At 66.7% G+C, this 23,937-nt stretch carries 27 protein-coding genes; 5 read left to right on the plus strand and 22 right to left on the minus strand.

The window, feature by feature from the left end; genetic code table 11:
- Positions 1-81: 81 nt before the first annotated feature.
- Positions 82-825, minus strand: a complete 744-nt coding sequence (gene gpmA / locus MJ606_RS05075) for a 2,3-diphosphoglycerate-dependent phosphoglycerate mutase (protein ID WP_243048304.1) — start codon at positions 823-825, stop codon at positions 82-84.
- A gap of 146 nt (positions 826-971) precedes the next feature.
- Between gpmA and MJ606_RS05080 the strand changes: the two genes are divergently transcribed.
- A complete protein-coding gene (locus tag MJ606_RS05080) occupies positions 972-1,634 on the plus strand; it encodes a hypothetical protein (protein ID WP_243048305.1) in 663 nt (220 codons plus the stop codon).
- A gap of 55 nt (positions 1,635-1,689) precedes the next feature.
- Here MJ606_RS05080 and hemF read toward each other — a convergent pair whose 3' ends face one another.
- Both hemF and MJ606_RS05090 read right to left on the minus strand, forming a co-directional pair.
- Complete coding sequence (gene hemF / locus MJ606_RS05085; protein WP_243048306.1) at positions 1,690-2,592, minus strand: oxygen-dependent coproporphyrinogen oxidase; 903 nt, start codon at positions 2,590-2,592, stop codon at positions 1,690-1,692.
- An 83-nt stretch (positions 2,593-2,675) separates the two neighbouring features.
- Positions 2,676-3,416 carry a YdcF family protein gene (locus tag MJ606_RS05090; protein WP_243048307.1) on the minus strand — a complete coding sequence of 247 codons (741 nt, stop codon included), beginning with the start codon at positions 3,414-3,416 and terminating at the stop codon, positions 2,676-2,678.
- Between the two features lie 155 nt (positions 3,417-3,571).
- On the opposite strand from MJ606_RS05090, the gene MJ606_RS05095 reads away from it, so the two are divergent.
- From MJ606_RS05095 to MJ606_RS05105, 3 genes are read left to right on the plus strand one after another with little or no spacing between them, the layout of a single operon-like run.
- Positions 3,572-4,771, plus strand: a complete 1,200-nt coding sequence (locus MJ606_RS05095; RefSeq protein ID WP_243048308.1) for a beta-ketoacyl-[acyl-carrier-protein] synthase family protein — start codon at positions 3,572-3,574, stop codon at positions 4,769-4,771.
- Positions 4,768-5,565 (plus strand): beta-ketoacyl synthase chain length factor, encoded by a 798-nt coding sequence (locus MJ606_RS05100; protein ID WP_243048309.1) that lies wholly within the window; start codon positions 4,768-4,770, stop codon positions 5,563-5,565. Before MJ606_RS05095 ends, MJ606_RS05100 begins: the two co-directional genes overlap by 4 nt.
- The gene (locus MJ606_RS05105) at positions 5,562-6,320 is read left to right on the plus strand and encodes a glycosyltransferase family 2 protein (RefSeq protein ID WP_243048310.1); all 759 of its coding nucleotides are present in this window, start codon (positions 5,562-5,564) and stop codon (positions 6,318-6,320) included. The genes MJ606_RS05100 and MJ606_RS05105 overlap by 4 nt, the downstream gene beginning before the upstream one ends.
- A gap of 19 nt (positions 6,321-6,339) precedes the next feature.
- Here MJ606_RS05105 and fabG read toward each other — a convergent pair whose 3' ends face one another.
- The 8 genes from fabG to MJ606_RS05145 form a co-directional block, all read right to left on the minus strand.
- Entirely contained in the window at positions 6,340-7,077 is a 738-nt protein-coding gene (gene fabG, locus MJ606_RS05110) for a 3-oxoacyl-ACP reductase FabG (protein WP_243048311.1), read from the minus strand.
- Positions 7,078-7,091: 14 nt separating this feature from the next.
- Positions 7,092-7,526 carry a phosphotransferase gene (locus tag MJ606_RS05115; protein ID WP_243048312.1) on the minus strand — a complete coding sequence of 145 codons (435 nt, stop codon included), beginning with the start codon at positions 7,524-7,526 and terminating at the stop codon, positions 7,092-7,094.
- On the minus strand, positions 7,510-9,828 hold the full coding sequence (locus MJ606_RS05120; protein WP_243048313.1) for an MMPL family transporter: 2,319 nt from the start codon (positions 9,826-9,828) through the stop codon (positions 7,510-7,512). Before MJ606_RS05120 ends, MJ606_RS05115 begins: the two co-directional genes overlap by 17 nt.
- 2 nt (positions 9,829-9,830) lie before the next feature.
- A complete protein-coding gene (locus tag MJ606_RS05125) occupies positions 9,831-10,454 on the minus strand; it encodes an outer membrane lipoprotein carrier protein LolA (RefSeq protein WP_243048314.1) in 624 nt (207 codons plus the stop codon).
- Entirely contained in the window at positions 10,402-11,355 is a 954-nt protein-coding gene (locus MJ606_RS05130) for an acyltransferase (RefSeq protein WP_243048315.1), read from the minus strand. The genes MJ606_RS05125 and MJ606_RS05130 overlap by 53 nt, the downstream gene beginning before the upstream one ends.
- Positions 11,352-11,651, minus strand: coding sequence for a hydroxymyristoyl-ACP dehydratase (locus tag MJ606_RS05135; protein ID WP_243048316.1), 300 nt, complete (start codon positions 11,649-11,651; stop codon positions 11,352-11,354). Before MJ606_RS05135 ends, MJ606_RS05130 begins: the two co-directional genes overlap by 4 nt.
- On the minus strand, positions 11,648-12,370 hold the full coding sequence (locus tag MJ606_RS05140) for a xanthomonadin biosynthesis protein (protein WP_243048317.1): 723 nt from the start codon (positions 12,368-12,370) through the stop codon (positions 11,648-11,650). Before MJ606_RS05140 ends, MJ606_RS05135 begins: the two co-directional genes overlap by 4 nt.
- 79 nt (positions 12,371-12,449) lie before the next feature.
- Positions 12,450-12,719, minus strand: coding sequence for a phosphopantetheine-binding protein (locus MJ606_RS05145; RefSeq protein ID WP_243048318.1), 270 nt, complete (start codon positions 12,717-12,719; stop codon positions 12,450-12,452).
- Positions 12,720-12,810: 91 nt separating this feature from the next.
- Here MJ606_RS05145 and MJ606_RS05150 point away from each other — a divergent pair, with 91 nt between their 5' ends.
- Complete coding sequence (locus MJ606_RS05150; protein ID WP_243048319.1) at positions 12,811-13,803, plus strand: pteridine-dependent deoxygenase; 993 nt, start codon at positions 12,811-12,813, stop codon at positions 13,801-13,803.
- Here the strand turns inward: MJ606_RS05150 and MJ606_RS05155 are convergent.
- The 11 genes from MJ606_RS05155 to atpB form a co-directional block, all read right to left on the minus strand.
- The gene (locus MJ606_RS05155) at positions 13,794-14,597 is read right to left on the minus strand and encodes a DUF4850 domain-containing protein (protein ID WP_243048320.1); all 804 of its coding nucleotides are present in this window, start codon (positions 14,595-14,597) and stop codon (positions 13,794-13,796) included. The two genes, MJ606_RS05150 and MJ606_RS05155, sit on opposite strands and share 10 nt — an antisense overlap.
- Positions 14,598-14,759: 162 nt before the next feature.
- Positions 14,760-16,130, minus strand: a complete 1,371-nt coding sequence (gene glmU / locus MJ606_RS05160) for a bifunctional UDP-N-acetylglucosamine diphosphorylase/glucosamine-1-phosphate N-acetyltransferase GlmU (RefSeq protein ID WP_243048594.1) — start codon at positions 16,128-16,130, stop codon at positions 14,760-14,762.
- An 84-nt stretch (positions 16,131-16,214) separates the two neighbouring features.
- Complete coding sequence (locus MJ606_RS05165) at positions 16,215-16,622, minus strand: hypothetical protein (protein ID WP_243048321.1); 408 nt, start codon at positions 16,620-16,622, stop codon at positions 16,215-16,217.
- A 272-nt stretch (positions 16,623-16,894) separates the two neighbouring features.
- Entirely contained in the window at positions 16,895-17,323 is a 429-nt protein-coding gene (locus MJ606_RS05170) for a F0F1 ATP synthase subunit epsilon (protein WP_243048322.1), read from the minus strand.
- A 58-nt stretch (positions 17,324-17,381) separates the two neighbouring features.
- Positions 17,382-18,794 (minus strand): F0F1 ATP synthase subunit beta, encoded by a 1,413-nt coding sequence (atpD, locus tag MJ606_RS05175; RefSeq protein WP_243048323.1) that lies wholly within the window; start codon positions 18,792-18,794, stop codon positions 17,382-17,384.
- A 152-nt stretch (positions 18,795-18,946) separates the two neighbouring features.
- Complete coding sequence (gene atpG, locus MJ606_RS05180; RefSeq protein ID WP_243048324.1) at positions 18,947-19,876, minus strand: F0F1 ATP synthase subunit gamma; 930 nt, start codon at positions 19,874-19,876, stop codon at positions 18,947-18,949.
- A 92-nt stretch (positions 19,877-19,968) separates the two neighbouring features.
- Entirely contained in the window at positions 19,969-21,519 is a 1,551-nt protein-coding gene (gene atpA / locus MJ606_RS05185; RefSeq protein WP_243048325.1) for a F0F1 ATP synthase subunit alpha, read from the minus strand.
- Between the two features lie 127 nt (positions 21,520-21,646).
- Complete coding sequence (locus MJ606_RS05190) at positions 21,647-22,177, minus strand: F0F1 ATP synthase subunit delta (RefSeq protein WP_243048326.1); 531 nt, start codon at positions 22,175-22,177, stop codon at positions 21,647-21,649.
- Positions 22,178-22,180: 3 nt separating this feature from the next.
- Positions 22,181-22,651, minus strand: a complete 471-nt coding sequence (locus MJ606_RS05195; protein WP_243048327.1) for a F0F1 ATP synthase subunit B — start codon at positions 22,649-22,651, stop codon at positions 22,181-22,183.
- Positions 22,652-22,734: 83 nt separating this feature from the next.
- Positions 22,735-23,022, minus strand: coding sequence for a F0F1 ATP synthase subunit C (gene atpE, locus MJ606_RS05200; protein ID WP_243048328.1), 288 nt, complete (start codon positions 23,020-23,022; stop codon positions 22,735-22,737).
- Positions 23,023-23,101: 79 nt separating this feature from the next.
- Positions 23,102-23,935 (minus strand): F0F1 ATP synthase subunit A, encoded by an 834-nt coding sequence (atpB, locus tag MJ606_RS05205; protein WP_243048329.1) that lies wholly within the window; start codon positions 23,933-23,935, stop codon positions 23,102-23,104.
- Between the last annotated feature and the right edge of the window lie 2 nt (positions 23,936-23,937).

Below are 23,937 nucleotides of genomic sequence, written 5' to 3' on the forward strand. Positions count from 1 at the left end.
CTTAGCGACCCGCCGGAGCGCTGACGACTGACGCGATACCGCCATGATGGGTGACATCCGTCACCCGCGACGACCAGGCGCCTACTTGGCCTTGCCCTGGTTGGCCACGGCGGCCATCTTGGCGGCGATGGCCTCGGCGTCGCCCAGGTAGTAATGACGGATCGGCTTGAGGTTGGCGTCGAACTCGTACACCAGCGGCACGCCATTGGGGATGTTGAGCTCGACGATCTCGTCGTCGGCGATGTTGTCCAGGTACTTCACCAGCGCACGCAGCGAGTTGCCATGCGCGGCCACCACGACGCGCTGGCCCGACTGCACGGCCGGCGCCAGCACGTCGTGCCAGTAGGGCACCACGCGGTCCACGGTGTCCTTCAGGCATTCGGTGTCGGGAATCATCGAGCCGTCGAGCCCGGCGTAGCGCGGGTCGTTCACCGACTCGTTGGCGGCGCGGTCGAGCGCCGGCGGCGGGATGTCGTAGCTGCGGCGCCAGATCTTGACCTGGTCCTCGCCGTACTTGGCCGCCGTCTCGGCTTTGTTGAGGCCGGTGAGCGCGCCGTAGTGGCGTTCGTTGAGGCGCCAATCGGTGATCACCGGCAGCCACATCAGGTCCATCGCGTCGAGCACGCCCCACAGCGTGCGCACGGCACGCTTGAGCACGGAGGTATGGGCCACGTCGAAGGTATAACCCTCGGCCTTGAGCAGGCGGCCCGCCTCGGCGGCCTCGGCCCGGCCCTGTTCGGTGAGATCCACGTCGGCCCAGCCGCTGAAGCGGTTGTCGAGGTTCCACTGGGACTGGCCGTGACGGATGAGGACGAGCTTGTGCATGGCAGGGATTCGCGGCGGGAAACCTGAAATGTTGAGGCCCGGCCCCGGGCACGTCAAATCGGGCCGTGCCCCTGTCGAAGGTCATGCTAAACCCCATGCCGCACGGGAGCATCCTAAGCGGGTCAATACCTACACGGAGTTTCGTCATGCACCGTAACTTGCTAGTCCTCGCCTTCGCCCTGGCCCTGCCCCTGACCGCGCTGGCGGCGGACAACGACATCGACAAGGTCAACGGCGCCGTGCGCGTCGAGGCCGGCCAGCATGCCGGCAACGTGAGCACCGTCAATGGCGCCGTACACATTGGCGACAACGCCGTCGTGCAGAAGGCCAGCACCGTGAACGGTTCGGTGGAACTGGGCGATCACGCCCAGGCCAGCGCCATCGACACCGTCAATGGCAGCGTCACCCTGGGCGCCGGCGGCCACGTCACCGGTGGCGTCGATGTCACCAACGGCGGCATCCGCCTGGGCAACCAGGCCGATGTGGCCGGCAAGGTCGGCAGCGTCAACGGTTCGATCAATCTGGACAACGCGCACGTGGGCGGCGGCATCCACACGGTGAGCGGTGACATCACCGTGGGGCCCAACTCCCGCGTGGAAGGCGGCATCCTGGTCGACAAGCCGGGCGGCTGGTTCAACTGGAGCAGCAACAGCCGCCTGCCGCATGTGGTGATCGGGCCGCACGCGGTGGTGCAGGGCACGCTGGAGTTCCGCCGCGAGGTGGTACTGCAGGTGAGCGACACGGCGCAGATCGGCCCGGTCAAGGGCGCCACGCCGGTGAAGTTCAGCGGGGATGTGCCGACGGAATAACGGGTAGCCGCTACTTATCCGTCACCCCGGCACAAGCCGAGATGACGGATCACGATCACACCCATTCGCGCGGCTTGAGGTAATCGGCAAGCCGCGCTTCGGCCGAGCCCGCCTCCGGCTGGTACGCATATTCGAAACGCACGCGCGGCGGCAGGCTCATCAGAATCGACTCGGTGCGCCCGCCCGATTGCAGGCCGAACAGCGTGCCGCGGTCGTACACCAGGTTGAACTCCACGTAGCGGCCACGGCGATAGAGCTGGAACTCCCGCTCGCGCTCGCCATAGGGCGTGTCCCTGCGGCGCTCGACGATGGGCAGGTAGGCGTCCAGGAAACCCTGCCCGACATCCCGCGTGAAGGCGAAACAGCGCTCGAAGCCGCCTTCGTTCAAGTCGTCGTAGAACAGGCCGCCGACGCCACGCGTCTCGCCGCGATGCTTGAGATAGAAATATTCGTCGCACCACTGCTTGTAGCGCGCATAGACCTGTGCGCCGTAGGGCGCGCACAGGTCGCGCGCCACCGTGTGCCAGTGCACCACGTCCTCATCGTGCGGATAGAACGGCGTGAGGTCGAAGCCGCCACCGAACCACCACACCGGCGGCACGCCTTCCTTGCTCGCCTCGAAATAGCGCACGTTGGCGTGCGTGGTGGGCACATGCGGGTTGCGTGGATGCAGCACCAGCGACACGCCGGTGGCGACGAAGCTGCCGCCGGCCAGATCGGGCCGATGCGCGGTGGCGCTTGGCGGCAGCTGGTTGCCGTAGACGCGCGAGAAATTCACCCCGGCCTGTTCGAAGATGGCGCCGTCGCGCAACACGCGCGTGCGCCCACCGCCGCCGGCGGGACGCGTCCAGGCGTCCTCCTCGAAACGCGCCTTGCCGTCGAGCCCTTCGATGGCCGCGCAGATGCGGTCCTGCAGCTCGCGCAGGAAGGTTTCGGCTTGGTCGGCTTGCTGGCTCATCGGATGACTCGTGGTCGTTCGCAATGCGCAAGCTTAGCAAGCACCGATGCCCGCCCCGCTGCGGCGGGGCGTCGCGCAGGCGATCAGCTGAGCCGCGCGACGATGCGCCGGTGGCCGATCAAGCGACCCCAGCGGGCTCCCACGTCGATCCACATCAGATAGCCCGACTCGGCCAGCAGGCGCACCAGGTAGCGGCGGCTAAGCACGAGCTTCGGTTCGGCCGCCACCGGCACGCTGTCGAAGCCGAGCCGGCGGGCCAGCAACAGGCAGCGCGCGAGATGGTAGCGGCTGGTCACCAGCGCCACCGGCGGCAGCAATCGGATCACCGGGCCGTCCTCCTGCAGCAGGCTGCGTGCGTGGCGCAGGTTTTCCAGTGAATCCACCGAGGCCTGCTCCAGCTGCAAGGTCACCCCGGGCGGCAGTTCGTGGCCGTCCAGCCAGGCCCGCCCCGCGGCCGCCTCGCTGAGGCCGCCACCGCTGCGGCCACCCAGCAGCAGCACATGGTCGGTCTGCTCGGCGCGCATCAGGGCGAGTGCCCGGGACAGGCGTTGCTGGTAGTCGCGCTCGGGCTGGTCATGCACCAGGCGGCGACCGAACACCAGCACGGTCATGGGTCGGGGCAGGGTGAGCGGACTGCGCGCTGCCACGCGCCACACGTAGACGAAATAGCCCACCCAGATCAGGCCCAGGCTCAGCACCAGCGCCAGCAGCGTCACCAGGGCCGCATGCAGCACGTCCCGGTCGCTCAGATAGCGCCAGGGACCACGTTTGAGCGGAGCGATGATCGGCGGCACGGCGGCCCATGGCAGACAACAGATCGACAAGGGATGGAGTGTCCCACGGGGACTGGCTTCGCGTCGTGCGCCGCGGGCAATGCGGGCACAATCGCCTCCGCCAACCGCGCTGGAAACATGAATGGCCGCTCCACCGTGGTTTGTCCAGACTAGGCAATGGAGCGGTCGCTGGTTAGGCTCGCGCGATGTCAGTACCGTTCCAACCCCTTGCCGTGAGTGCTTTTACGGCCACTTCCGCGCTCGGCCAAGGTCTCGAAAACCAGTTTTCCGCCCTGGCCGCCAACCGCGGTGGGCTCCGACCGAACGATTTCAGCAGCGCGCCGCTGGCCTGCTGGATCGGTCGCGTCGACGGCGTGGAAGAGGCCGCGCTGCCGGCCGCCCATGCCACCTGGGAGTGCCGCAACAATCGCCTCGCCTGGCTGGGCCTGCACCAGGATCATTTCCTGGCCCACGCCCTGGACGCCCGCCAGCGTTATGGCGCCGCCCGCGTCGCGCTGGTGCTGGGCACCTCCACCGCCAGCATCGGCGCCACCGAGGAAGCCTACCGGCGGCTCGACGCGGATGGCCGCATGCCGCCCGAACTGCGCCGCCCCGCGATCCACGCGCCGCATTCGCTGGCCGGTTTCGTGGCCGAGGCCTTGGGCCTGGAAGGCCCCTGCCTGACCGTTTCCACCGCCTGTTCCTCCAGCGCCAAGGTGTTCGCCAACGCCGAGCGGCTGATCCGGCTGGGGCTGGCCGATGCCGCCGTGGTCGGTGGCGTGGATACGCTGTGCGACAGCGTGCTGTTCGGTTTCAACGCGCTGGAGCTGGTGTCGCCCGAACCGTGCCGGCCATTCGACCAGGCGCGCTGCGGCATTTCCATCGGCGAGGCGGCCGGCTTCGCCTTGCTGGAACGCATCGACGCCGCGCCACGCGCGCCGCGCCTGCTTGGCTACGGCGAATCCAGCGATGCGCACCATATGTCCACGCCACATCCGGAAGGGCTGGGCGCCGAACTCGCCCTGCGCGAAGCGCTGGCCCGCGCCGGCCTGCGCGCCGAGCAGGTGGACTACATCAACCTGCACGGCACGGCCAGCCAGAAGAACGATGAAGTGGAAGCGGCGCTGATCACCCGCACGTTTCCGGCCACTACCCGCGCCAGTTCGACCAAGGGCTACACCGGCCACACGCTGGGCGCGGCCGGCATCCTCGAGGCGGCGTTCGCGCTGCTGGCCATCCAGCGCGACCTGGTGCCCGGCAACCTGGGTTGCACGACACTGGATGCCGCCTGCGGCCCGCAATTCGCGCTGGTCAACGAGCCGCGCCGCGTCGAGGTGGCGCTGAGCAATTCCTTCGGCTTTGGCGGCAACAACGCCTGCCTCGCCTTCGGGAGCGCGCCGGCATGACCACGTTGCAAGTCCAGCTGGAAGGTGTCGGCCTGTGGTCAGCCGAGATGGCTGACTTCGCCGCCCTGCAGGCACGGCAGCAAGGCCTTGCCCCGGCCGCGCCACCGGCACGCCCAACCGCCGCGGCATTGCCCGCCAACGAACGGCGCCGCGCCCCGGACAGCGTGCTGTTGGCGGTCGAAGTGGCCGGACAGGCGGTGGCCATGAGCGGACGGACGGCCAGCGAACTGGCCTGCGTGTTCAGCTCTGCCTATGGCGATCAGCTGATTTCCGACTACATGTGCGCGACGCTGGCCCAGGCGCCCGCCGAACTCTCGCCCACGCGCTTCCACAATTCCGTGCACAACGCCCCCGCCGGCTACTGGACCATCGCCACCGGCTGCCACGCGGCATCCAGCGCGATCAGCGCCGGCCATGCCAGCTTCGGCGCGGGGCTGCTGGAAGCGGCCACGCTGTGCGTGGCCGAGCAGCGTCCGGTATTGCTGGTGTGCAGCGACATCGCCGGCCACGGCCCATTGGGCGAAATGAGCGGCTCGCGCATCGCGTTCGGCTGCGCCCTGGTGCTGTCGCCGCAACCTGGGATGAACGCCCTCGCGCAGCTTCACCTTACGCTGCAGCCTCATGCCGAGGATACTTTGCAGCCCGGACCGCCCACGGGGGCCTGGTACGAGGCCAACCCCACTGCCGCATCCGCGTGGCCACTGTTGCAGAATCTTGCACGTGGCGGCGGGTGTTGCACCCTTGCCGCAGCCCCCACCCTGGCTCTGCAAGTTGTTCTGGAGAAGCTTGCTTGAATACATCCGATGTCCGCTGGTGCGTACTGATTCCCTGCCTCAACGAGGAAGCGGCGATCGGCAACATCATCCAGTCCGTGCTGGCGCTTGGCGTGCCGGTGATGGTGGTGGACGATGGCTCGGACGACCGCACTCCCGAGATCGTCGGCGCGTTGCCGGTGACGCTGCTGCGTCACCCGCAACGACGCGGCAAGGGCGAGGCGCTGCGCACCGGATTTCGCGAAGCGCTGCGCCAGGGTTTCGATGCCGTGCTGACCATGGACGGCGATGGCCAGCACCTGGCCAGCGACATTCCGCGCATCGTGGCCGCCGCACAGCGCTATCCCAACCACATCGTGATCGGCGCCCGCCTGCTCGATCGCGAACAGCAACCGAAGAACCGCCGTCGCGCCAACAACGTGGCGGACTGGGGCATCTCGTGGGCGTGCGCGCAGCCGGTGGCCGACACGCAGAGCGGTCAGCGCTGGTATCCGCGTGCCGCGCTCGACCTGGTCGACCTGCCGGCGGAGAACTTCGTGTTCGAAGCCGCCATCCTGATTGCCGCGTCGCGCGAGAAGGGCCTGGGGGTGGCCTCGGTGCCCATCGCCTCGCGTTACCACGGCGAATTCCGCATCAGCCATTTCAGCCCGATACGCGATGTTTCGCGCATCACGTTCTACACGGTGGGGCAGATCTTCCGCCATGGCGACGTGCTCGCCAGTTACCGCCGTTCGCGCGCGTCGCAGCCGATCGTGTACGACGCCGCAGTGACCTGACCGTCGCCCCTGATCGGCCTTACACCATCCCGCCGTTCACCCCGATCACCTGGCCGTTGATGTAGCCGGCCGCGTCCGAACACAGGAACGCCACCAGCGCGGCCACTTCCTCCGGCTTGCCGGCGCGCTGCGCGGGCACCATCTCGCGGATGCGCTCGATCGGAAAATCCTCGCCGGCCATGCGCCCCTCGATCACCCCGGGCGCCACCACGTTGGCGGTGATGCCGCGCGAGGCCATCTCGCGCGCCAGCGAGCGGGTGGCGCCATGCAGGGCCGCCTTGGCCGCCGCATAGTTGGCCTGGCCGCGATTGCCCAGCTGCGCGGCCACCGAGCTGACCGACACGATGCGGCCGAAGCGCGCACGCGCCATCGGCAGCAACAAGGGCTGCGTCACGTGGAAGAAGCCATGCAGCGACACGTCGATGACCCGGTGCCAGGCCTCGTCCGACATGCCGGCCATGGGTGCGTCCTGATGGATGCCGGCATTGTTGATCACGGCATGGATGGCGCCATCGCTCAGCAAGGCGTCGATGGCATGCCGCGTAGCGCCCGCGTCGGTGACATCGAACGCGAGCGCCTGCGCGCTGCCGCCGCTGTCGCGGATCGCGGCCGCCACGTCGTCAGCGCGGGCCAGCGCCGCATTCGCATGCACGATCACGTGGTAACCACCCGCGGCCAGCGCCCGGCAGATCGCCCCGCCCAGGTCACCGCTGCCACCGGTCACCAGTGCGCGACGAGGAAGATTGGCTTGCGACATGGGGAGCCTCTCGGTCAGGTGACGGGATGAATCACGGTGGCGCGACCGTCGGCCAGCAGCCGACCCGCATGCTCCACCCGAAAGCCGTACTGCGCGCCCGACGCATCGGCATGAATCCGCCACGCATGGACGTCCAGACGTCCATAGGCGGCATCCACATAGTCAACGGCGAGCGTTACGTCGCGCAGGCTCACCAGGCGCCCCGGGCGCACCGTCGCATCGCCGCGCCGGCGGTCCAGCAGCGCCCCATGCACGGCCATCGCCTGCGCACCGTACTCGGCCAGGTGCACGGCGTGCAAACCCCGCACGCCACGCAACGGATGGCCGGCATGGCGATGGGTCTCGCCGATGGCATGAATGGCAGCGTCATCCCACGCCATCACGGCGTCCAGCAGGCACATCGCACCCTGGTGCGGGATCAAGTGCATCCAGTCAGTCTTGGCGAGCATGGGGAGCCATCAGGATCGAAAGGCAAAAGTGGAAGGCGACGCCCAGGCTCACGGTAAGGCCGATCGCACGCAGCACCGGGATCGAACTCCACGCCAGCATGCCGAACACCAGCAGCGCCGACAGCACGCACACCAGCGTCGCGTGCAGGGTACGCCGCTGCTCGGCCGCGTCGCCGGTGTCGCGTTCGAAGAACAAGGCGTAGTGCAGCCCGAGCCCGGCGGCGAGGATCAGGGCCACCAGGTGGAACAGCGAGATCTCGACGCCGGCGACGCGCTCGACGGCCAACACCAGGAAGGTGGCCAAAGTCATCGGCGCCAGCACGTGCCAGGCGCGGCGCAGGCTGCGCAAGGCCAGGGTGATGGTCATCACCAGCAGCAGCGCCGCCGCCAGCAGTGCATGCAGGATGCGGGTGCGGTAGTCGACCACCAGCGATTCGGCGGCCCCCTTCAGGTCGAGCACGCGCACGGCGCCACCGCTGGCCTGCGCCCACTGCTGCAGGGCTGCCACGTCGTGCACGCCGCTGAGCGTGCCCAGGCCAAGCCAGCGATCGCCGCGCCGCACCAGCATGGCGGCCAGCCGCTGGCCCAACGGCGACATGGCGAAGCGCGCCGGCGTCAGCGGCGGCAACTGCCGTGCCTGCTGCACGTCATCGACAAACGGCGTGAACAGGCCAGACTGGAATGGCATGCCTTGCTGCGTCTCGGCCAGCGCCTGTTCCAGCGTCGCGCGATCGGGCAGCCGCTGCTGGCGTGCACGCTGTACCGCCTCGCTGGGCAGATAGCGCGAGGGCAGCTCGACGGCATCGACCGCGCGGCGGGCGATCCATCCATCGACCGCGGGCTGCAAGCGCTCGGACAAGGCAAGCACGCCCTGTTCGCTGTCGGCTTCCAGGATCAGCAGATAGCGCACATCCGGCGCGCCCAATGCCTCACGCAGTCGCGCATCGCGCTGCAGCAGATCGGTGGGCAGCGGTGTCAGCGCCGCCAGGTCGTTCTGCCAGAAGGGTCCCTGCGCAAACGCCAACATCGACACGGTGGCCGAGGCGGCTGCCAGTGGCACCCAGCGTGGCCGCGGCAGCGCATCGACCAGCCGGCGCGCGGCGATCAGCCAGCGCATATCGGCCACGTCGCGCACGCGAACAGGCAACAGATGGGGCAGCAGGTAGCGCGTGCTGAACCCCGCCACCAGCAGGCCGGTGATCGTGAAGACGGCCAGTTGCCGCAGGCCATTCACGCCGGACGCATAGAACGCCAGGTAGGCGATGCATGCCGAAGCGATGGCGGTGAGCAGCAGCGGCCACAGGTCACGCACGCTTTGCAGCGCGTTCTCGCCGGCACGCCGATGACTGAGCACGCGGATGGGGTATTCCTGCGCCACCCCCAGCAGGGTGAAGCCAAAGGCGAGAGTGATGCCATGCACCTGCGGAAACAGCAGCACCAGCACCGCGATACCCGCCAGGGCTGCACTGGCGATGGGCAGCGCCGACAACAGCAGCGAGCCCACGCTGCGATAGGCCAGCAACAGTAGCAGGATGAAACCCACCGTGGAAACGCGGCCGATCCACTCCGCCTGCCCTCGAGTCTGGGCATTCACCACCACGCTGAAATAGCCGGGACCACTCAGCGTGAGGGTGGCGCCAGCATGATCGGGCAGGCGATCGAACGCGCGCTGGATGCCGTCGATGGCGATGGCCTGTGCATCCGGATCGAATCCCGGCGCCTGCGTCTGCACCAGCAGCAACGCCTCATCTTGCGCGGAGAACCACACGCCATCACGGATCTCGGGTGACTTGGGCGGCGTCCAGCGCTCGGCGAGCTTCAATACCTCCAGCGTGGGATCGCGCGGCAGCAGTGGCTTGAGCAGGCTCGCCGCCGGCGAGGAGAGATCCTCCAGCCGCTGCTGCAGCTGATCGCGCAGGAACCCGGCATCCATGCGTTCGCTGTCCAGCGTGGGCGACAGCAGATAGCGATAGGGCAACAGGCGGGCATCCAGCGCGCCGATATCGAAACTGCCGTTGAGCACCTGGGTGTAGTGGCTGTCCTTGCGCAGCGCGGCAGCCAGCTGCCGACTCAACTCGGCCAGTGGCGCGCCCGGCTTGCCGGCGATCGCCAGCAACAGCAGGCGCGAGCCCGGGCCCTCGCCGACCTGTTCCATCAGCAGGCGCTGGTCGGGCGTGGCAGGCGCGGGCATGAAGCTGCGCAGGTCCGTGCTGATGCGCAGCCGCTGCGCCACCAGCGCACCCAGCCCGGCCAATGTCGCCAGCCACGCCACCAGCAGCAGCACTTGCCCGCCGCGACGCATGCTCAGTCGCTCTGGCAGAGCGCTTGCAACGCGTCGCGCGTGGGCGTCGCCGGCATCTTCGCGGCAAGCTCGCCGAGCAGGTCGACGGCCAGATCCCCGTCGGCTTCCTGCATGCGCAGGCAGCGCGGCTGGTTGCCGCGACCGTCGATCTCGATGCGGCTGACCGTGCGGGCCAGCTTTGCATCGCGCGGCGTCAGCGCCAGCGTCCAATGCCCGGCATGATCGGCGCTGTGCTGGACGTCGAAGGACTGCTCCAGCCTGACGGAATCGCCACCAAGCAGAGCCACGAAACTGTCGAGCAGGATCTGCAGCTGCGGCGCGCGGGCGAGCGAGAAGTGGCGAGGCTCGCGCCCTTCGCGTTGCTGGGTCACCTCGCCATCGGCAATGGTCGATACCTCACGATTGGGGTGCTCGACCTGGCGTTCGAGGCGATCGTCACCCAGCCAGGCCAGCTGGCCGGAAACGACCAGCGGCCGGTCCAGCATCTTCATGAAGCGCGCTTCGGCAAACGGCGTGCGTGCCGGCGCCGGACGCCCCAGCGACATCACCAGCTCACGGGCCGTGGCAGCGTCTTCAGGCGCCGACGCGTTCGCGCACAGCGACAGCATCAGGCCGCACAGGAGCATCCACGTCTTGCTGCCAGAAGTCATAGAAATTGAACCAGTTGTAGGGAGCGGCGTGGACGTAGTGTTCCACGCGACGAGCGTAACGGGCGAGCCACGCGTCCAGCGCCTCGGTGCGCGCATGCCGGGGAATCTCCACGTGATCGGCGAACGGCTCGAACACCAGCCGGTAGCGGTTGCCGCCTTCGTACAGGCCAAAGCAGAGCATGACCGGTACGCGCAACGAATGCGCCAGCAACCAGGGACCGACCGGGAACGGCGCCGGCTGGCCAAGAAACGGCGTACGCCGCAGCACTTCGTGCTCGCGGCCGCGATCGGCCAGCAGCGCCACCATGCCTCCTTGCGCACAGGTTTCGGCCATGGCCAGAGTGATGGAGGCGCCGCCTAGCGATGCGTCGATTACGCTGGCGCCCACCTCCGGTGCCAGCGCTTCAAGCAGCTCGGTCATCGCCGGCGTCTTCTGCTTGTCCAGCACCACGCGCAAGGGGATATCCGGCCGACGCGAACTCAACGCGCGCAGCGCCTCGAAGCTGCCCTGGTGGCTGCCCAGCAACAGCAGGCCGCGCCCTTGCGCGACGCAGGCCTCAAGCTCGTCCAGGCCATCCACCGTGATGTCGAAGCCCTTCTCGCCCCGTGCCAACAGGAAGATGCGATCGAGCAGGGTCGCCGCAAAGCAATGGATATGCTTCATCACCTGCCAGGGCGTCACCGGCCGCGCCAGCACCCGCTCGAGGAAACGCCTGGAGGCCTGCCGCTCGGGACCCCGGCGCAAATAGAAGTACAGCGTGATGGGATAGAGGCATAGACGGCCAAACGGCCGGCCACCCACCAGGGCGATCGTGCGGATCAGCCATATCGCGAAGCGTCCACCACCCTCGGGGCGGCTCTGCCAGTGCTCGCTCATGGCGCGCCCTCGATGGTGCCGCGCGCCAGCAGCTCATGCTCGCGACGGATCTCGAAACGCAGGCGGCCGCCGCTTTCCATCAAGCTGATGACGGCGTCCTGCGCCGGCAGCAGCGGCGCCACGAACTTGGCCTCGGCCACGCGAGCGAGTCGCTGCCCGCGCCAGTCGCGCAAGGCCATGGCGACCTGTTCGAGCAGGACCACGCCCGGCACCAGCGGCGCGCCGGGAAAGTGGCCGGGCAGGCAGGGATGATCCGCGGGCACGCAAATCTCGCGCTGAAACGTCGCGTGATTCATGACGACGCCGGATCCTCGCCACGCACCAGTTGCGGCCAGCGCGCCGCAATGCCCAACGCCAATTCATGCATGCGTGGATGCGTGATATGTCGCAGATGCCAGCGACGGAACGCATGCTCCAGCAGGAAAGCCGCGGCAATCAGCACATAGCCCCCCACGTGCACATAAGCCTGCGCCAACCCGGCCGGCACCGGCCAGGGCGAAGCGATGCCCAGCGACCCCAGCAGGCCGCCCGGTTCGGCGCACAGCAGCAATATCGCCAGTACCGACGCCTGTGCCGCCATCAGCAAGGTCCAGAACCAGGTGAGCTGGCGCGCATAAGTGGCCACGCCCGGCGCCTGCAATCGCTCGCGGCCTTCCACGGCCTCGATGAAGCGCGCGATCAGCGGCATCGAGCCCGCACGCAGGCTGCGGCCGAACAGCATGGCCAGCAGCAGATTGATCGCGATGGGCACGCACTCGAGCAGCCACCCGACCATGCCGTGCCGCCACAACCAGCCCATCGCCGCCAGCGTCAGCGCCCAGGCTGTCCACGGCAGCGGCCGGCGCGATGCCAGTGCGGGCGCCATCAGCAAGGTCAGCAGCAGCGCGCAGGCGACCAGCGAAAACTCCTGGCGATGGGTCAGCACGCCCGCCAGCGCCAGCACCGGATAGACGCACAGCAGCGGCAGCCAGCGCCGCGGCGTACGTCTCGGGTGGGTGGGAGGATGGAACGACATGGATGGATCTGCCTGCTCGCTGGATACACGGACGATGCGGCGGAAGCATGCCGCCTGGCGGCATCATGCCCGATGAACGTTACGCGGCGCGGTGTCGCTCGATGTGCTCGGAAAGCGTGCGCAAGCTGGTGAAAATCTGGCGGTTTTCGGGATTGTCTGAACGAAGCTGAAAGCCGTAGCGCTTGGACACGGCCAGCGCGATTTCCAGCGCATCGATGGAATCCAGGCCCAGCTCGCCGCCAAACAGCGGTGCATCCGGTTCAATCTGGTCGGCGCTCACCGTCTCCAGATTGAGGCTTTCCACGATCAAAGTGGCCAGTTCGTGTTGTGCGGTGCTCTGCTCGGCCATGCCTGATTCCGTACCCGGTACATGCGCCTCTCCCCCAGAGGCGGCGGTCGGCGAGTGTAACATAGCGGCCCCACCGCCCCGGCTGGACTCCATGGTTCAGGGTTTTGAAAACGTGATGCGTCACCCCTTACCCCGGCGGGCGCCCCAGGTGTCCTACCGCCAGGCCGAGCCCGGCGTGGTACTCGCCGAGCCCGGCACGCTGGCGGTATTCGGCTTCGGCGCCGGCGCCGTCCGCAGCGCCGATCCGCGCTGGCTGGGGGTGGCGCTGGAAAGCTTCGACGCCCCCGCCGCGGTGGAAATCTGGCAGGTCGCCGAACCGGTCACGCCGGGGCGCTCCGGCGACTTGCGCTGGTCCGCCGGCGGCGGCTGGCTGTTTGCCGCCGTCGAGCTGGACGAACGCGACCATGGTGGCCCGCGCGACACGGCAGCAGCGGCCTATGCGCAGCTATGCCGGTTCCTGGCCACGCGCAGCGAACGCCACGTGCAACGCCTGTGGAACTACCTGGGCGACATCAACCAGGGCGCTGGCGACGATGAGCGCTACAAGCAATTCTGCGATGGCCGCGCCGCCGGCATGGCCGATTTTTTCGCCGAGGGTTTTCCCGCCGCCACGGCGATTGGCCACCATGCCGCCGAGCCCCGCCTGCAGGTTTATCTGCTGGCCTGCGACCAACCGGGCCAGCGCGTGGAGAACCCCCGCCAGGTCAGCGCCTGGCGCTACCCGCGCCAGTACGGCCGCACGTCGCCGAGCTTCGCCCGCGCCATGGCGTTGCCCGCGCAGGATGCGCTGGCCATCTCCGGCACCGCCGCCGTGGTCGGCCACGCCTCCGCCCACCGGGACGACCTGATCGCCCAACTGGACGAGACCCTGATCAATCTCGAAGCCCTGCTGGCCAGCGCCGGCATGGCCGCCGGCTTCGATACCCAGTCGCCACTCAAGGCCTACGTACGCCATCCCACGGATGCCCCGCTGGTGCGCGACTTCATGCAGCGTCGCCTGCCCGGGGTACCGGTGCTGCTATTGCACGGCGACATCTGCCGCCAGGAGCTGCTGGTGGAGATCGACGGCTGGCGCTACGCCTGAGGCCAGCCATGGGGTGAACGGCAGGCGGGAAACGCCTGCTGGAAGTGGCCGACCAGATAGTCCGCCAGGGCGGACTGGCGATCCGGCAAGGCGGCATAGACATCGGCCAATGACAGGTCGCCCTTGGTGTCGTCCATCGCCATCGACACGCTGCCGAGCACTGCCGCCCGCACGGTCAATGTACCGGTGCGATAGCGAAACAGCAGTGAGCAGTCGTCCGGGCGCGATTGCCAGCTCATCACCGGATGGGTCTGCCCCAGGTTGATCACGGGCTGCTGGTTGGTCGAAGCCAGGCGTTCGCCGGCACCGGGCAACAGCCCCGCCGCCGCCTGCAGGATGCAGGACTCGCAGGCGGGGATCACCGTATAGCTCAGCCAGCCGGCGGACGCTCCGTCGGGAGCGGTGAAGGTGTAGATGGTGTTGCCGTCGGCGCCAATGGCAGCGCGCTGCACGCGCCAGCCGGCAGGCACTGGCATCCAGCCCACGCTATCGCCGTAGAACCACTGTACCGGCGATTCCTTCGACGATGCGGGCGGCGCGGCGGGAAGCGGCGGCAACTTCGACACATCGGCCTTGATCCAGTCGCCCGAGCCCGAATGCACGTCGATCAGGGTGACCGCGAGGCCGCCGAACGAGGTCATGCGCAACACGTAATCGGTGCCGGCCGACGACTGCAGCTGCGGGGTGCTTCGCAGCTCCCGTATGCCATCGGTGGCATGCAGCACGGGGGCGCACAATGCGCAGAACACGACCATGGTGGTGGCGACAAACACGCTGACGAACCGAACGCGCATAAGTTCCTCCTGTCACGTGGGCAGGGCCGGCCTTCACGCTGCCCCAACCGATGATGGGCGAGTCACATCGTCAGCATACCGAACTGCCCTTGGCGTAGCTTGGCTGGGGAAACCTGTATGTCAAAACATCCCGCCGTACCCGGGCGGGACGCCGAAGCGACCTCACTCCTTTTTGACGGGTCGCCGCCAGCCAGGCAGGCTGATCTGGCGCGCACGCGCCACGGTCAACTCGCCGGCGGGCGCATCCTTGCCGATCACCGAGCCGGCGCCGATGGTAGCCTGGGCGCCGATGGTCACCGGCGCCACCAGCGCGCTGTTGGAACCGATGAAGGCGCCATCGCCAATGAGGGTGAGGTGCTTGTTGACGCCGTCGTAGTTGCAGGTGATGGTGCCCGCGCCGATATTCACGCCGGCACCGATCACGCTGTCACCGAGATAGCTCAGGTGGTTGGCCTTGCTGCCTTCGCCCAGCGTGGCCTTCTTGGTTTCCACGAAGTTGCCGATGTGCACGCCGGCGGCCAGCTCGGTACCCGGGCGCAGGCGCGCGAACGGGCCAATGGTGCACGCACCATGCGTAACCACGCCTTCCAGATCGCAATGCGATTGCACCACCGTACCCGCGGCCAGCTGTACGTTCTTCAGGCGCGTGAAGGCGCCGATACGCACATCGTCACCGAACGACACCTCGCCTTCCAGGATGACGTCGATATCGATTTCCACATCCTGCCCTGCGCGCACGGTGCCGCGCACATCGATACGCTGCGGGTCGGCCATGCGCACGCCGTCCAGCGCCAGCGCCTTGGCCGCACGCAGGCGGTACTGCGCTTCCAGTTCGGCCAGCTGCCAGGGATTGTTGGCGCCGGCGGCCTCGTATTCGTCCTCGCACTCCACGCAGGTGGCGGCGCGATTCTCGGCGGCCGCCATGGCGAAGATATCGGTGAGGTAATACTCACCCTGCGCATTGTTGCGATCGAGCTTGGACGTCCAACGCTTCAACGCCACCGCCTCGGCGGCCACGATGCCGGTGTTGACGAGGTTGATGGCGCGCTGGCTGTCGTCCGCGTCCTTCTCCTCGACCACGGCGCGAATCAGGCCGTTGCCGTCACGCAGCACGCGGCCATAGCCCTGCGGATCGGCCACGCGGGTCGCCAGCAGGCTCACCGTGCCCTCGGCGCCCACCAACCGCTGCAGGGTCTGGCCCCGGGTCAGCGGCACGTCGCCATAGAGCACCAGCACGGTGGCCGCATCGGGCACATCGAGCAACGCCTCGCGCACCGCATGGCCCGTGCCCAGTCGCTGTGATTGCAGTACCCAGCGCAAATCGTCCTGGCCTTCGAAGGCCGCCCGCACCTGGTCCCCGCCATGCCCGTAAACCAGGTGGATGGCCTGCGGCTGCAGCGAACGCGCCGCCTCCAGCACGTGGGCGAGCAGCGGCCGGCCGGCCAGCGGCATCAGCACTTTGGCCTTCTTGGATTTCATGCGCTTGCCTTCGCCGGCGGCGAGGACAATGACGTGCAGGGGAGCGTTCTTGATCATGAGCTGGCCCGTCTTGGCTAGCGGCGGAGCATAGCAGCCGCCGGCGTGGGCGCCGCTGGCACCTGGGAGTCGGGAAAAGGGTTAATGGGAGGCTTTGCCCGTCGCGTTGGCATCGGTGACCGGCTTGCCGTCCTTCCAGGCAAAACGGAAGACATAGTAGAGACTGAACGGCCGCACCTCGCTACCCACTTCATGCGTGTTGCCGTTGGCGTCGGAGGCCCACTGGCTGACCCGCAGCGGCTCGAAGACCCACTGCATGGCGGCGGTGCGCACGGCCGCCATGAACAGGCGTTGCTGCGGATCGGCCTGCGCTTCATCGGCCATGCGCACTTCGCTGACCCTGCCTTCCGTGTCGACGATAAGCAGCGCCTCCACCTCTTGCGGCGGTAGCCGGGCGGCGAGCAGCGTAGCGGGATAGACCGGCGCGGGATGGTCATACGGTGTCGCGCCTGTGGAAACCTCGCCCAGCGCCAGTTGGTAATGCCGCATGCCGTCCTTCGAAACCGACCGGTACGAGGTGTCTGCTTCCGGCGAAGGCGGGGCCGGCGAGGAAGTGGGCGTGCTGGCGCAGGCTGCGAGCAACGTCACCATCCCGATGGTCAGTCCATTGCCCAACCGATGCCGCGTGCCTGCCCGTTCCGACCGCTTCGCGCCCATGCCATCCCTCTCCCTGTTGGCTGGAGCCAGCATAAACAAAAACGCCGACCCCAAGGCCGGCGTCCTGTGTGCGCCTCCCTGCCGCTGGGTGCAGGGGAGGAGGGTTAGTGCTTGAGGGTCTTGCGCAGGCGCTCCAGCGCCTGCAGCTGCGTCAGCGCCTCGGCCAGCTTGGCCTGGGCCTCGGCGATCTCGACCGCATCGGTGCGGTTGGCCAGGGCGTCCTCGGCCTGCTGCTTGGCAGCCAGCGCGGCGGCTTCGTCGATGTCCTCGGAACGGATCGCCGAATCGGCCAGCACGGTGACCACCTGTGGCTGCACTTCGAGAATGCCGCCACCGGTGATGGAGATATCCACCTTCTCACCGTTGGGCTGGGTAACAACGACCTTGCCCGGCTTCAGGCGGGTGATCAGCGGCGCGTGGCGCGGCGTGATGCCCAGCTCGCCGATCTCGCCGGTGGCAACGACCATCGTGGCCTCGCCCGAGTAGATCTCGGCTTCGGCACTGACGACTTCGACGCGAATGGTGTGGCTCATGACTCGAATTCCGGATGCGTAAGGCGACGGGCGGACTGGTGAAGTCCGCCCGGAAGGATCAGGCGGCCTTCTTGGCAGCCATGTCCTCGGCCTTCTTGATGGCCTCGTCGATGCCGCCGACCATGTAGAAGGCCTGCTCCGGCAGGTGGTCCACGTCGCCGTCCACGATCATCTTGAAGCCACGGATGGTTTCCTTCAGCGGCACGTACTTGCCCGGCGAGCCGGTGAACACTTCGGCCACGTGGAACGGCTGCGAGAAGAAGCGCTCGCACTTACGCGCGCGGGCCACGACCAGGCGGTCTTCCGGCGACAGCTCGTCCATGCCGAGAATCGCGATGATGTCCTTGAGCTCCTTGTAACGCTGCAAGGTGCCCTGCACGCGGCGAGCCACGTCGTAATGCTCGTTGCCGATCACCAGCGGATCGAGCTGGCGGCTGGTCGAGGCCAGCGGATCCACTGCCGGGTAGATACCCAGGCTGGCGATATCGCGCGACAGCGCCACGGTCGAGTCCAGATGCACGAAGGTGGTGGCCGGCGACGGATCGGTGTAATCGTCCGCGGGCACGTACACGGCCTGGATCGAGGTGATCGAGCCGGTCTTGGTCGAGGTGATGCGCTCCTGCAGCACGCCCATTTCCTCGGCCAGCGTCGGCTGGTAACCCACCGCCGACGGCATGCGGCCGAGCAGTGCGGATACTTCGGTACCGGCCAGCGTGTAGCGGTAGATGTTGTCCACGAACAGCAGCACGTCCTTGCCCTTGCCGTGCTCGTCCTTCTCGTCGCGGAAGTACTCGGCCATGGTCAGGCCGGTCAGCGCCACGCGCAGACGGTTGCCCGGCGGCTCGTTCATCTGGCCGTACACCATCGCGACCTTGTCCAGCACGTTGGAGTCCTTCATCTCGTGGTAGAAGTCGTTGCCCTCACGGGTACGCTCACCCACGCCAGCGAACACGGACAGACCCGAGTGCGCCTTGGCGATGTTGTTGATCAGCTCCATCATGTTCACGGTCTTGCCCACGCCGGCGCCGCCGAACAGGCCGACCTTGCCGCCCTTGGCGAACGGGCAGACCAGATCGATGACCTTGATGCCGGTTTCGAGCAGGTCGGTCGCAGCCGCCTGGTCGTCGTAGCTCGGCGCTTCGCGATGGATGACCCAATGGTCCTTGGTGTCGATCGGGCCGGCTTCGTCGATCGGGTTGCCGAGCACGTCCATGATGCGGCCGAGGGTGGCCTTGCCGACCGGCACCTTGATGCCTTCGCCGGTGTTGCGCGCTTCGAGGCCGCGCTTGAGGCCATCGGTCGAGCCGAGGGCGATCGTGCGGACGACGCCGTCACCCAGCACCTGCTGGACTTCCAGCGTGATGTCGGTGCCGTCGATCTTCAGCGCGTCGTAAACCTGCGGCACCTGATCGCGCGGGAATTCCACGTCGATGACCGCGCCGATGATCTGTACAACTTTGCCCTGACTCATGGATGTGCTCCGGATGGATCTTTAAGGTTCGATACCAGCGCCGCCTGGGCGTCGCTCTTATTTAAAGCGCAACCACGGATGGTTGCTTTTTGATTCTCGCGATCATGGATGATCGCTTTTTGATCTGCTCTTGCAGGCAGCGATGCCTGCACTTATACAGCCGCGGCGCCGCCTACGATTTCGGAAATTTCCTGGGTGATCGCAGCCTGACGTGCCTTGTTGTAGATCAGCGTCAGTTCGCCAATGACCTTGTTCGCGTTGTCCGACGCGCTCTTCATCGCCACCATGCGTGCGGCATGCTCGCTGGCGAGGTTTTCCAGCACGCCCTGGTACACCACCGACTCGATGTAGCGACCCAGCACATGCTCCAGCACAGTGGCGGCATCGGGTTCGTAGATGTAGTCCCAGTCGTGCTTCTGCTCCAGCTTGAGGCCGGCCACCGGGTAATCCGGCGAAGGTGCCGACTCGCCGGCCACGGCTGCCATCTCTTCAGCAACCACCGGCAACGGCAGCAGCGCGTGCACCGACGGCTTCTGCGTCATGGTGTTGACGAAGTCGTTGTAGGCCAGGAACACGCGATCGAGCTTGCCTTCCATGTAGGCGTCCAGCACCACCTTGATCACGCCCACCAGGCTTTCCAGCTTCGGCTTTTCGCCGAGGTGGCTGACGCTGCCGATCAGGTTGACGCCCTTGATGCGGCGGAAGAACTGCACCGCCTTCTGGCCAATGGCGACGACGTCCACCTCGACGCCCTTGTCCTGCCATTCGCGGATAGCCGGCAGCAGGCGACGGAACAGGTTGGAGTTCAAGCCGCCGCACAGGCCGCGATCGGTGGTGATGACCACGTAACCGACGCGGGCGACCTTCTCGCGCTCCTGCAAGAACGGATGGCTGAAGTCCGTGCTGGCCTGGGCCACATGCGCGATCACCTTGCGCATCGCACGCGCATAGGGACGCGAGGCCTTCATCAGATCCTGCGCCTTGCGGATCTTCGAGGCCGAGACCATTTCGAGCGCGCGCGTCACCTTGCGCATGTTCTGCGTGCTCTTGATCTTGGTTTTGATTTCGCGTCCGCTTGCCACGTTTGCCTCAACCTATGGGGTGATTGCGATCCCGGCCTGTCAGCCGGAGTGCTGTACAGCCGCCCATGGAGCGGCCGTACACCCTTTATTGCTTACCAGCTGCCGGTCTTCTTGTACTCGTCGAGCGAGGACTTGAAGGTGGCTTCGATCTCGTTGTTCCAGTCACCGGTGGCGACGATCTTCTTCATCAGCTCGGCGTGGTTCTGGTGCATGAAGGCGTGCAGGCCCTTCTCGAACGCCAGCACCTTGTTGACCGGCAGGTCATCGAGGTAGCCCTTCTCGGCGGCGTACACCGACAGCGCAAGCTCGGCGATCGACAGCGGCGCGTACTGCGACTGCTTCATCAGCTCGGTCACGCGCTGGCCGCGGTCCAGCTGGGCGCGGGTGGCCGGGTCCAGGTCCGAGGCGAACTGCGCGAACGCAGCCAGCTCGCGGAACTGCGCCAGGGCCAGCTTCACGCCGCCGGACAGCTTCTTGACGATCTTGGTCTGGGCGGCGCCACCCACGCGCGACACCGAGATACCCGCGTTCACGGCCGGGCGGATGCCGGCGTTGAACAGGTCGGTTTCCAGGAAGATCTGGCCGTCGGTGATCGAGATCACGTTGGTCGGCACGAACGCGGACACGTCACCGGCCTGCGTCTCGATGATCGGCAGCGCGGTCAGCGAACCGGTCTTGCCCTTCACTTCGCCGTTGGTGAACTTCTCGACGTACTCCTCGGAGACGCGGGAAGCGCGCTCGAGCAGGCGCGAGTGGAGATAGAACACGTCGCCCGGATAGGCTTCGCGGCCCGGCGGACGCTTCAGCAGCAGCGAGATCTGGCGGTAGGCCACGGCCTGCTTGGACAGATCGTCATAGATGATCAGCGCGTCTTCGCCGCGGTCGCGGAAGTACTCGCCCATGGCGCAACCCGAATACGGCGCGATGTACTGCAGCGCCGCCGACTCGGAAGCCGAAGCGACCACGATGATGGTGTTGGCCAGCGCGCCGTGCTCTTCGAGCTTGCGCACCACGTTGGCGATCGACGAGCGCTTCTGGCCAATGGCGACGTAGATGCACTTAATGCCGGAGTCTTTCTGGTTGATGATCGCGTCGATGGCCAGCGCGGTCTTGCCGGTCTGGCGGTCGCCGATGATCAGCTCGCGCTGGCCACGGCCGATCGGGATCATCGAGTCGACCGACTTGTAGCCGGTCTGCACCGGCTGGTCGACCGACTTACGCCAGATCACGCCCGGCGCGACCTTTTCGATCGGCGAGCTGAAGGTGGTGTTGATCGGACCCTTGCCGTCGATCGGGTTGCCCAGCGCGTCGACCACGCGGCCGAGCAGGGCCGGGCCGACCGGCACTTCGAGGATACGGCCGGTAGTCTTGGCAACGTCGCCTTCGCGCAGGTGCTGGTACTCGCCCAGCACCACGGCGCCGACCGAGTCACGCTCAAGGTTCAGAGCCAGCGCATAGGCATTGCCCGGCAGTTCGATCATTTCGCCCTGCATCACGTCGGCCAGACCGTGGATGCGCACGATGCCGTCGGACACGCTGATGATCGTGCCCTCGTTGCGGGCTTCCGCGCCGAGCTTGAACTGCTCGATGCGGCTCTTGATCAGTTCACTGATCTCGGACGGGTTGAGAGTGGTGCTGGACATGGTCGGTATCCTGAAATTTTTTGAAAGCCGCTTTTGCTCTTCGCGAAACGGACTTCGCGTATAACTTTTTAAGAGTCCGGCCACGGGTGGCCGGTTTTGCTCTTCGCGACAGGAAGTCGCGTGAAACCTAGACCAGCGCGCTGGACAAGCGCGCCAGACGTCCACGGGCAGAGCCATCGATCACTTCGCTACCGGTGTCGATCACCACCCCGCCAAGCAGCGTAGCGTCAACACTGGTCTCCAGCTCGATCTCGCGCTTGAAGCGACGCTTCAGCGACGCCTTGAGCTGTTCGGCCTGCGCGGCATCCAGTGCGAACGCGCTGGTCACCTTGACCAGCAGCTGCGACTCCGATTCACGCTTGTACTGCTCGAACAGCTCGGCGACTTCCGGCAGCAGCGCCAGGCGGCGATGTTCGGCCAGCTCGCCCAGGAACCGGGCGAACGGCGCATCGGCAGCCATGCCCTGCGGCAGGTGCAGTGCGACCAGCTGTTGCGGCTGCACGCGCGGATCGTTGCCGAAGCCGGCCACGCGCGGGTCCTTTGCCACTTCCGCGGCAAAGGCCAGCGCCTGCGACCATGCGCCAAGCGAGCCGGCCTCATGGGCCAGCTCGAAGGCAGCACGCGCATAGGGGCGGGCGAGGGTGATTGCCTGAGCCATGACTTAGATCTCGGCCACGAGCTGGTCGAGCATGGCCTTGTGGGCCGACGCATCGATTTCGCGCTGCACGATCTTCTCGGCACCCTGGATAGCCAGCCGGCCCACCCAGCCACGCAGCTCTTCGCGAGCGCGCTGCTGCATGCTGACGATCTCGTCGGCGGCGGCAGCCTTCAGGCGATTGGCCTCGGTGGTGGCTTCGGCGCGAGCCTTGTCCACGATCTGGTTGGCCTGCTGCTGCGCACGCTCGATGATCTCGTTGGCCTGCTGGCGAGCCTGCTTGATCTCGACGGCCACCTTGGCGTCGGCGTCCTTGAGTTCGGCGCGCGCCTTCTCGGCGGCAGCCAGACCATCGGCAACCTTCTTCTGGCGCTCTTCAATCGCGTGATTGAGCTGCGGCCAGATGAACTTGGTGGTGAACCAGACCAGGATGGCGAAAGAAACCATCTGGCCCAGGAAAGTCAGATTGATATCCATGAGCTTTCCAATTAACTCCGGTAACGCGTTAAACCGCCGATCGCCGCGGCGTTTTCAGGCCGCGGCGATCCCCTTCGGACCGATTAATGGCCGAAGTTGGCGATGACCTGGGAGGTCAGCGGGTTCGAGAACGCGAACAGCAGCGCCACGGCCAGGCCGATAATGAAGGCGGCATCGATCAGGCCGGCGAGCAGGAACATGCGGCCCTGCAGCAGCGGCACCAGCTCCGGCTGACGGGCAGCGGACTCAAGGAACTTGGAACCCATGATGGCGATACCCAAGCAAGCGCCGAGCGCGCCGAGGCCGATGATGATGCCCACGGCGATCGCGGTGAGGCCCTGAACATGGGAAATGAGTTCGGCGAGGTTCATGGAAATCTCCTGATGAATCTTTCTAAAGAGTGGTGGTTAAAGCGAAACGGATTAAAGCGAAACCGGGTGGAACAAAACGTCAGTGATGCTCACGCGCCGTGGCGATGTACACGATGGTCAGCATCATGAAGATGAACGCCTGCAGCAGGATGATCAGGATGTGGAAGATGCCCCATGCGGTGTTGAAGATCACACCCGGCAGGAAGCTCAGCCAACCCGCGAACAGGCCCGCGATCAGCATGAACACCAGCTCGCCACCGTACATGTTGCCGAACAGTCGCATGGCGAGCGATACTGGCTTAGACAGGTATTCGATGACGTTGAGCGCGAGGTTGAACGGCATCAGGATGATCTTGACGACCGTGTTGTCCGCATGAAATGGCGCCGTGAGCAGCTCCCAGCCGAAACCACCCACACCCTTGGCCTTCATGCCGTGCGCAAGCACGATGAAGAACACGGCCAGGGCCAGGCCCATGGTGGTGTTGATGTCGGCGGTGGGAACCCAGCGGAAGAACGTGTGATGAGCGGTTTCTGCGCCCGCCAAGGTTTTCACGCCCCAGCCCGGAGCATCGAGCGGCAGCAGGTCCATCGCGTTGAGGAAGGTCACCCACATGAAGATCGACAGCGCCAGCGGGGTCACCGTGCGGCGATCGCCGTGGAAGGTGTCCTTCACCTGGGTATCGACGAACTCGACGATGATCTCGACGAAGGCCTGGCCCTTGGACGGCACGCCCGAGGTGGCCTTGCGGGCCTTCAGCCAGAACCACAGGCAGAACAGCGCACCCAGCACGAAGGACACCACCAGCGAATCGAGGTGGATCTTCATGAACGCACCATCACCCAGGCTCACCGTGTTGTGGTGAAGGTGATGCTGGATGTATTCGGTTAGTCCGCCCTGCGGCTCGCTTGCCATGT

The organism is Dyella sp. RRB7 (genome assembly GCF_022761115.1).
Classification (GTDB): domain Bacteria; phylum Pseudomonadota; class Gammaproteobacteria; order Xanthomonadales; family Rhodanobacteraceae; genus Dyella.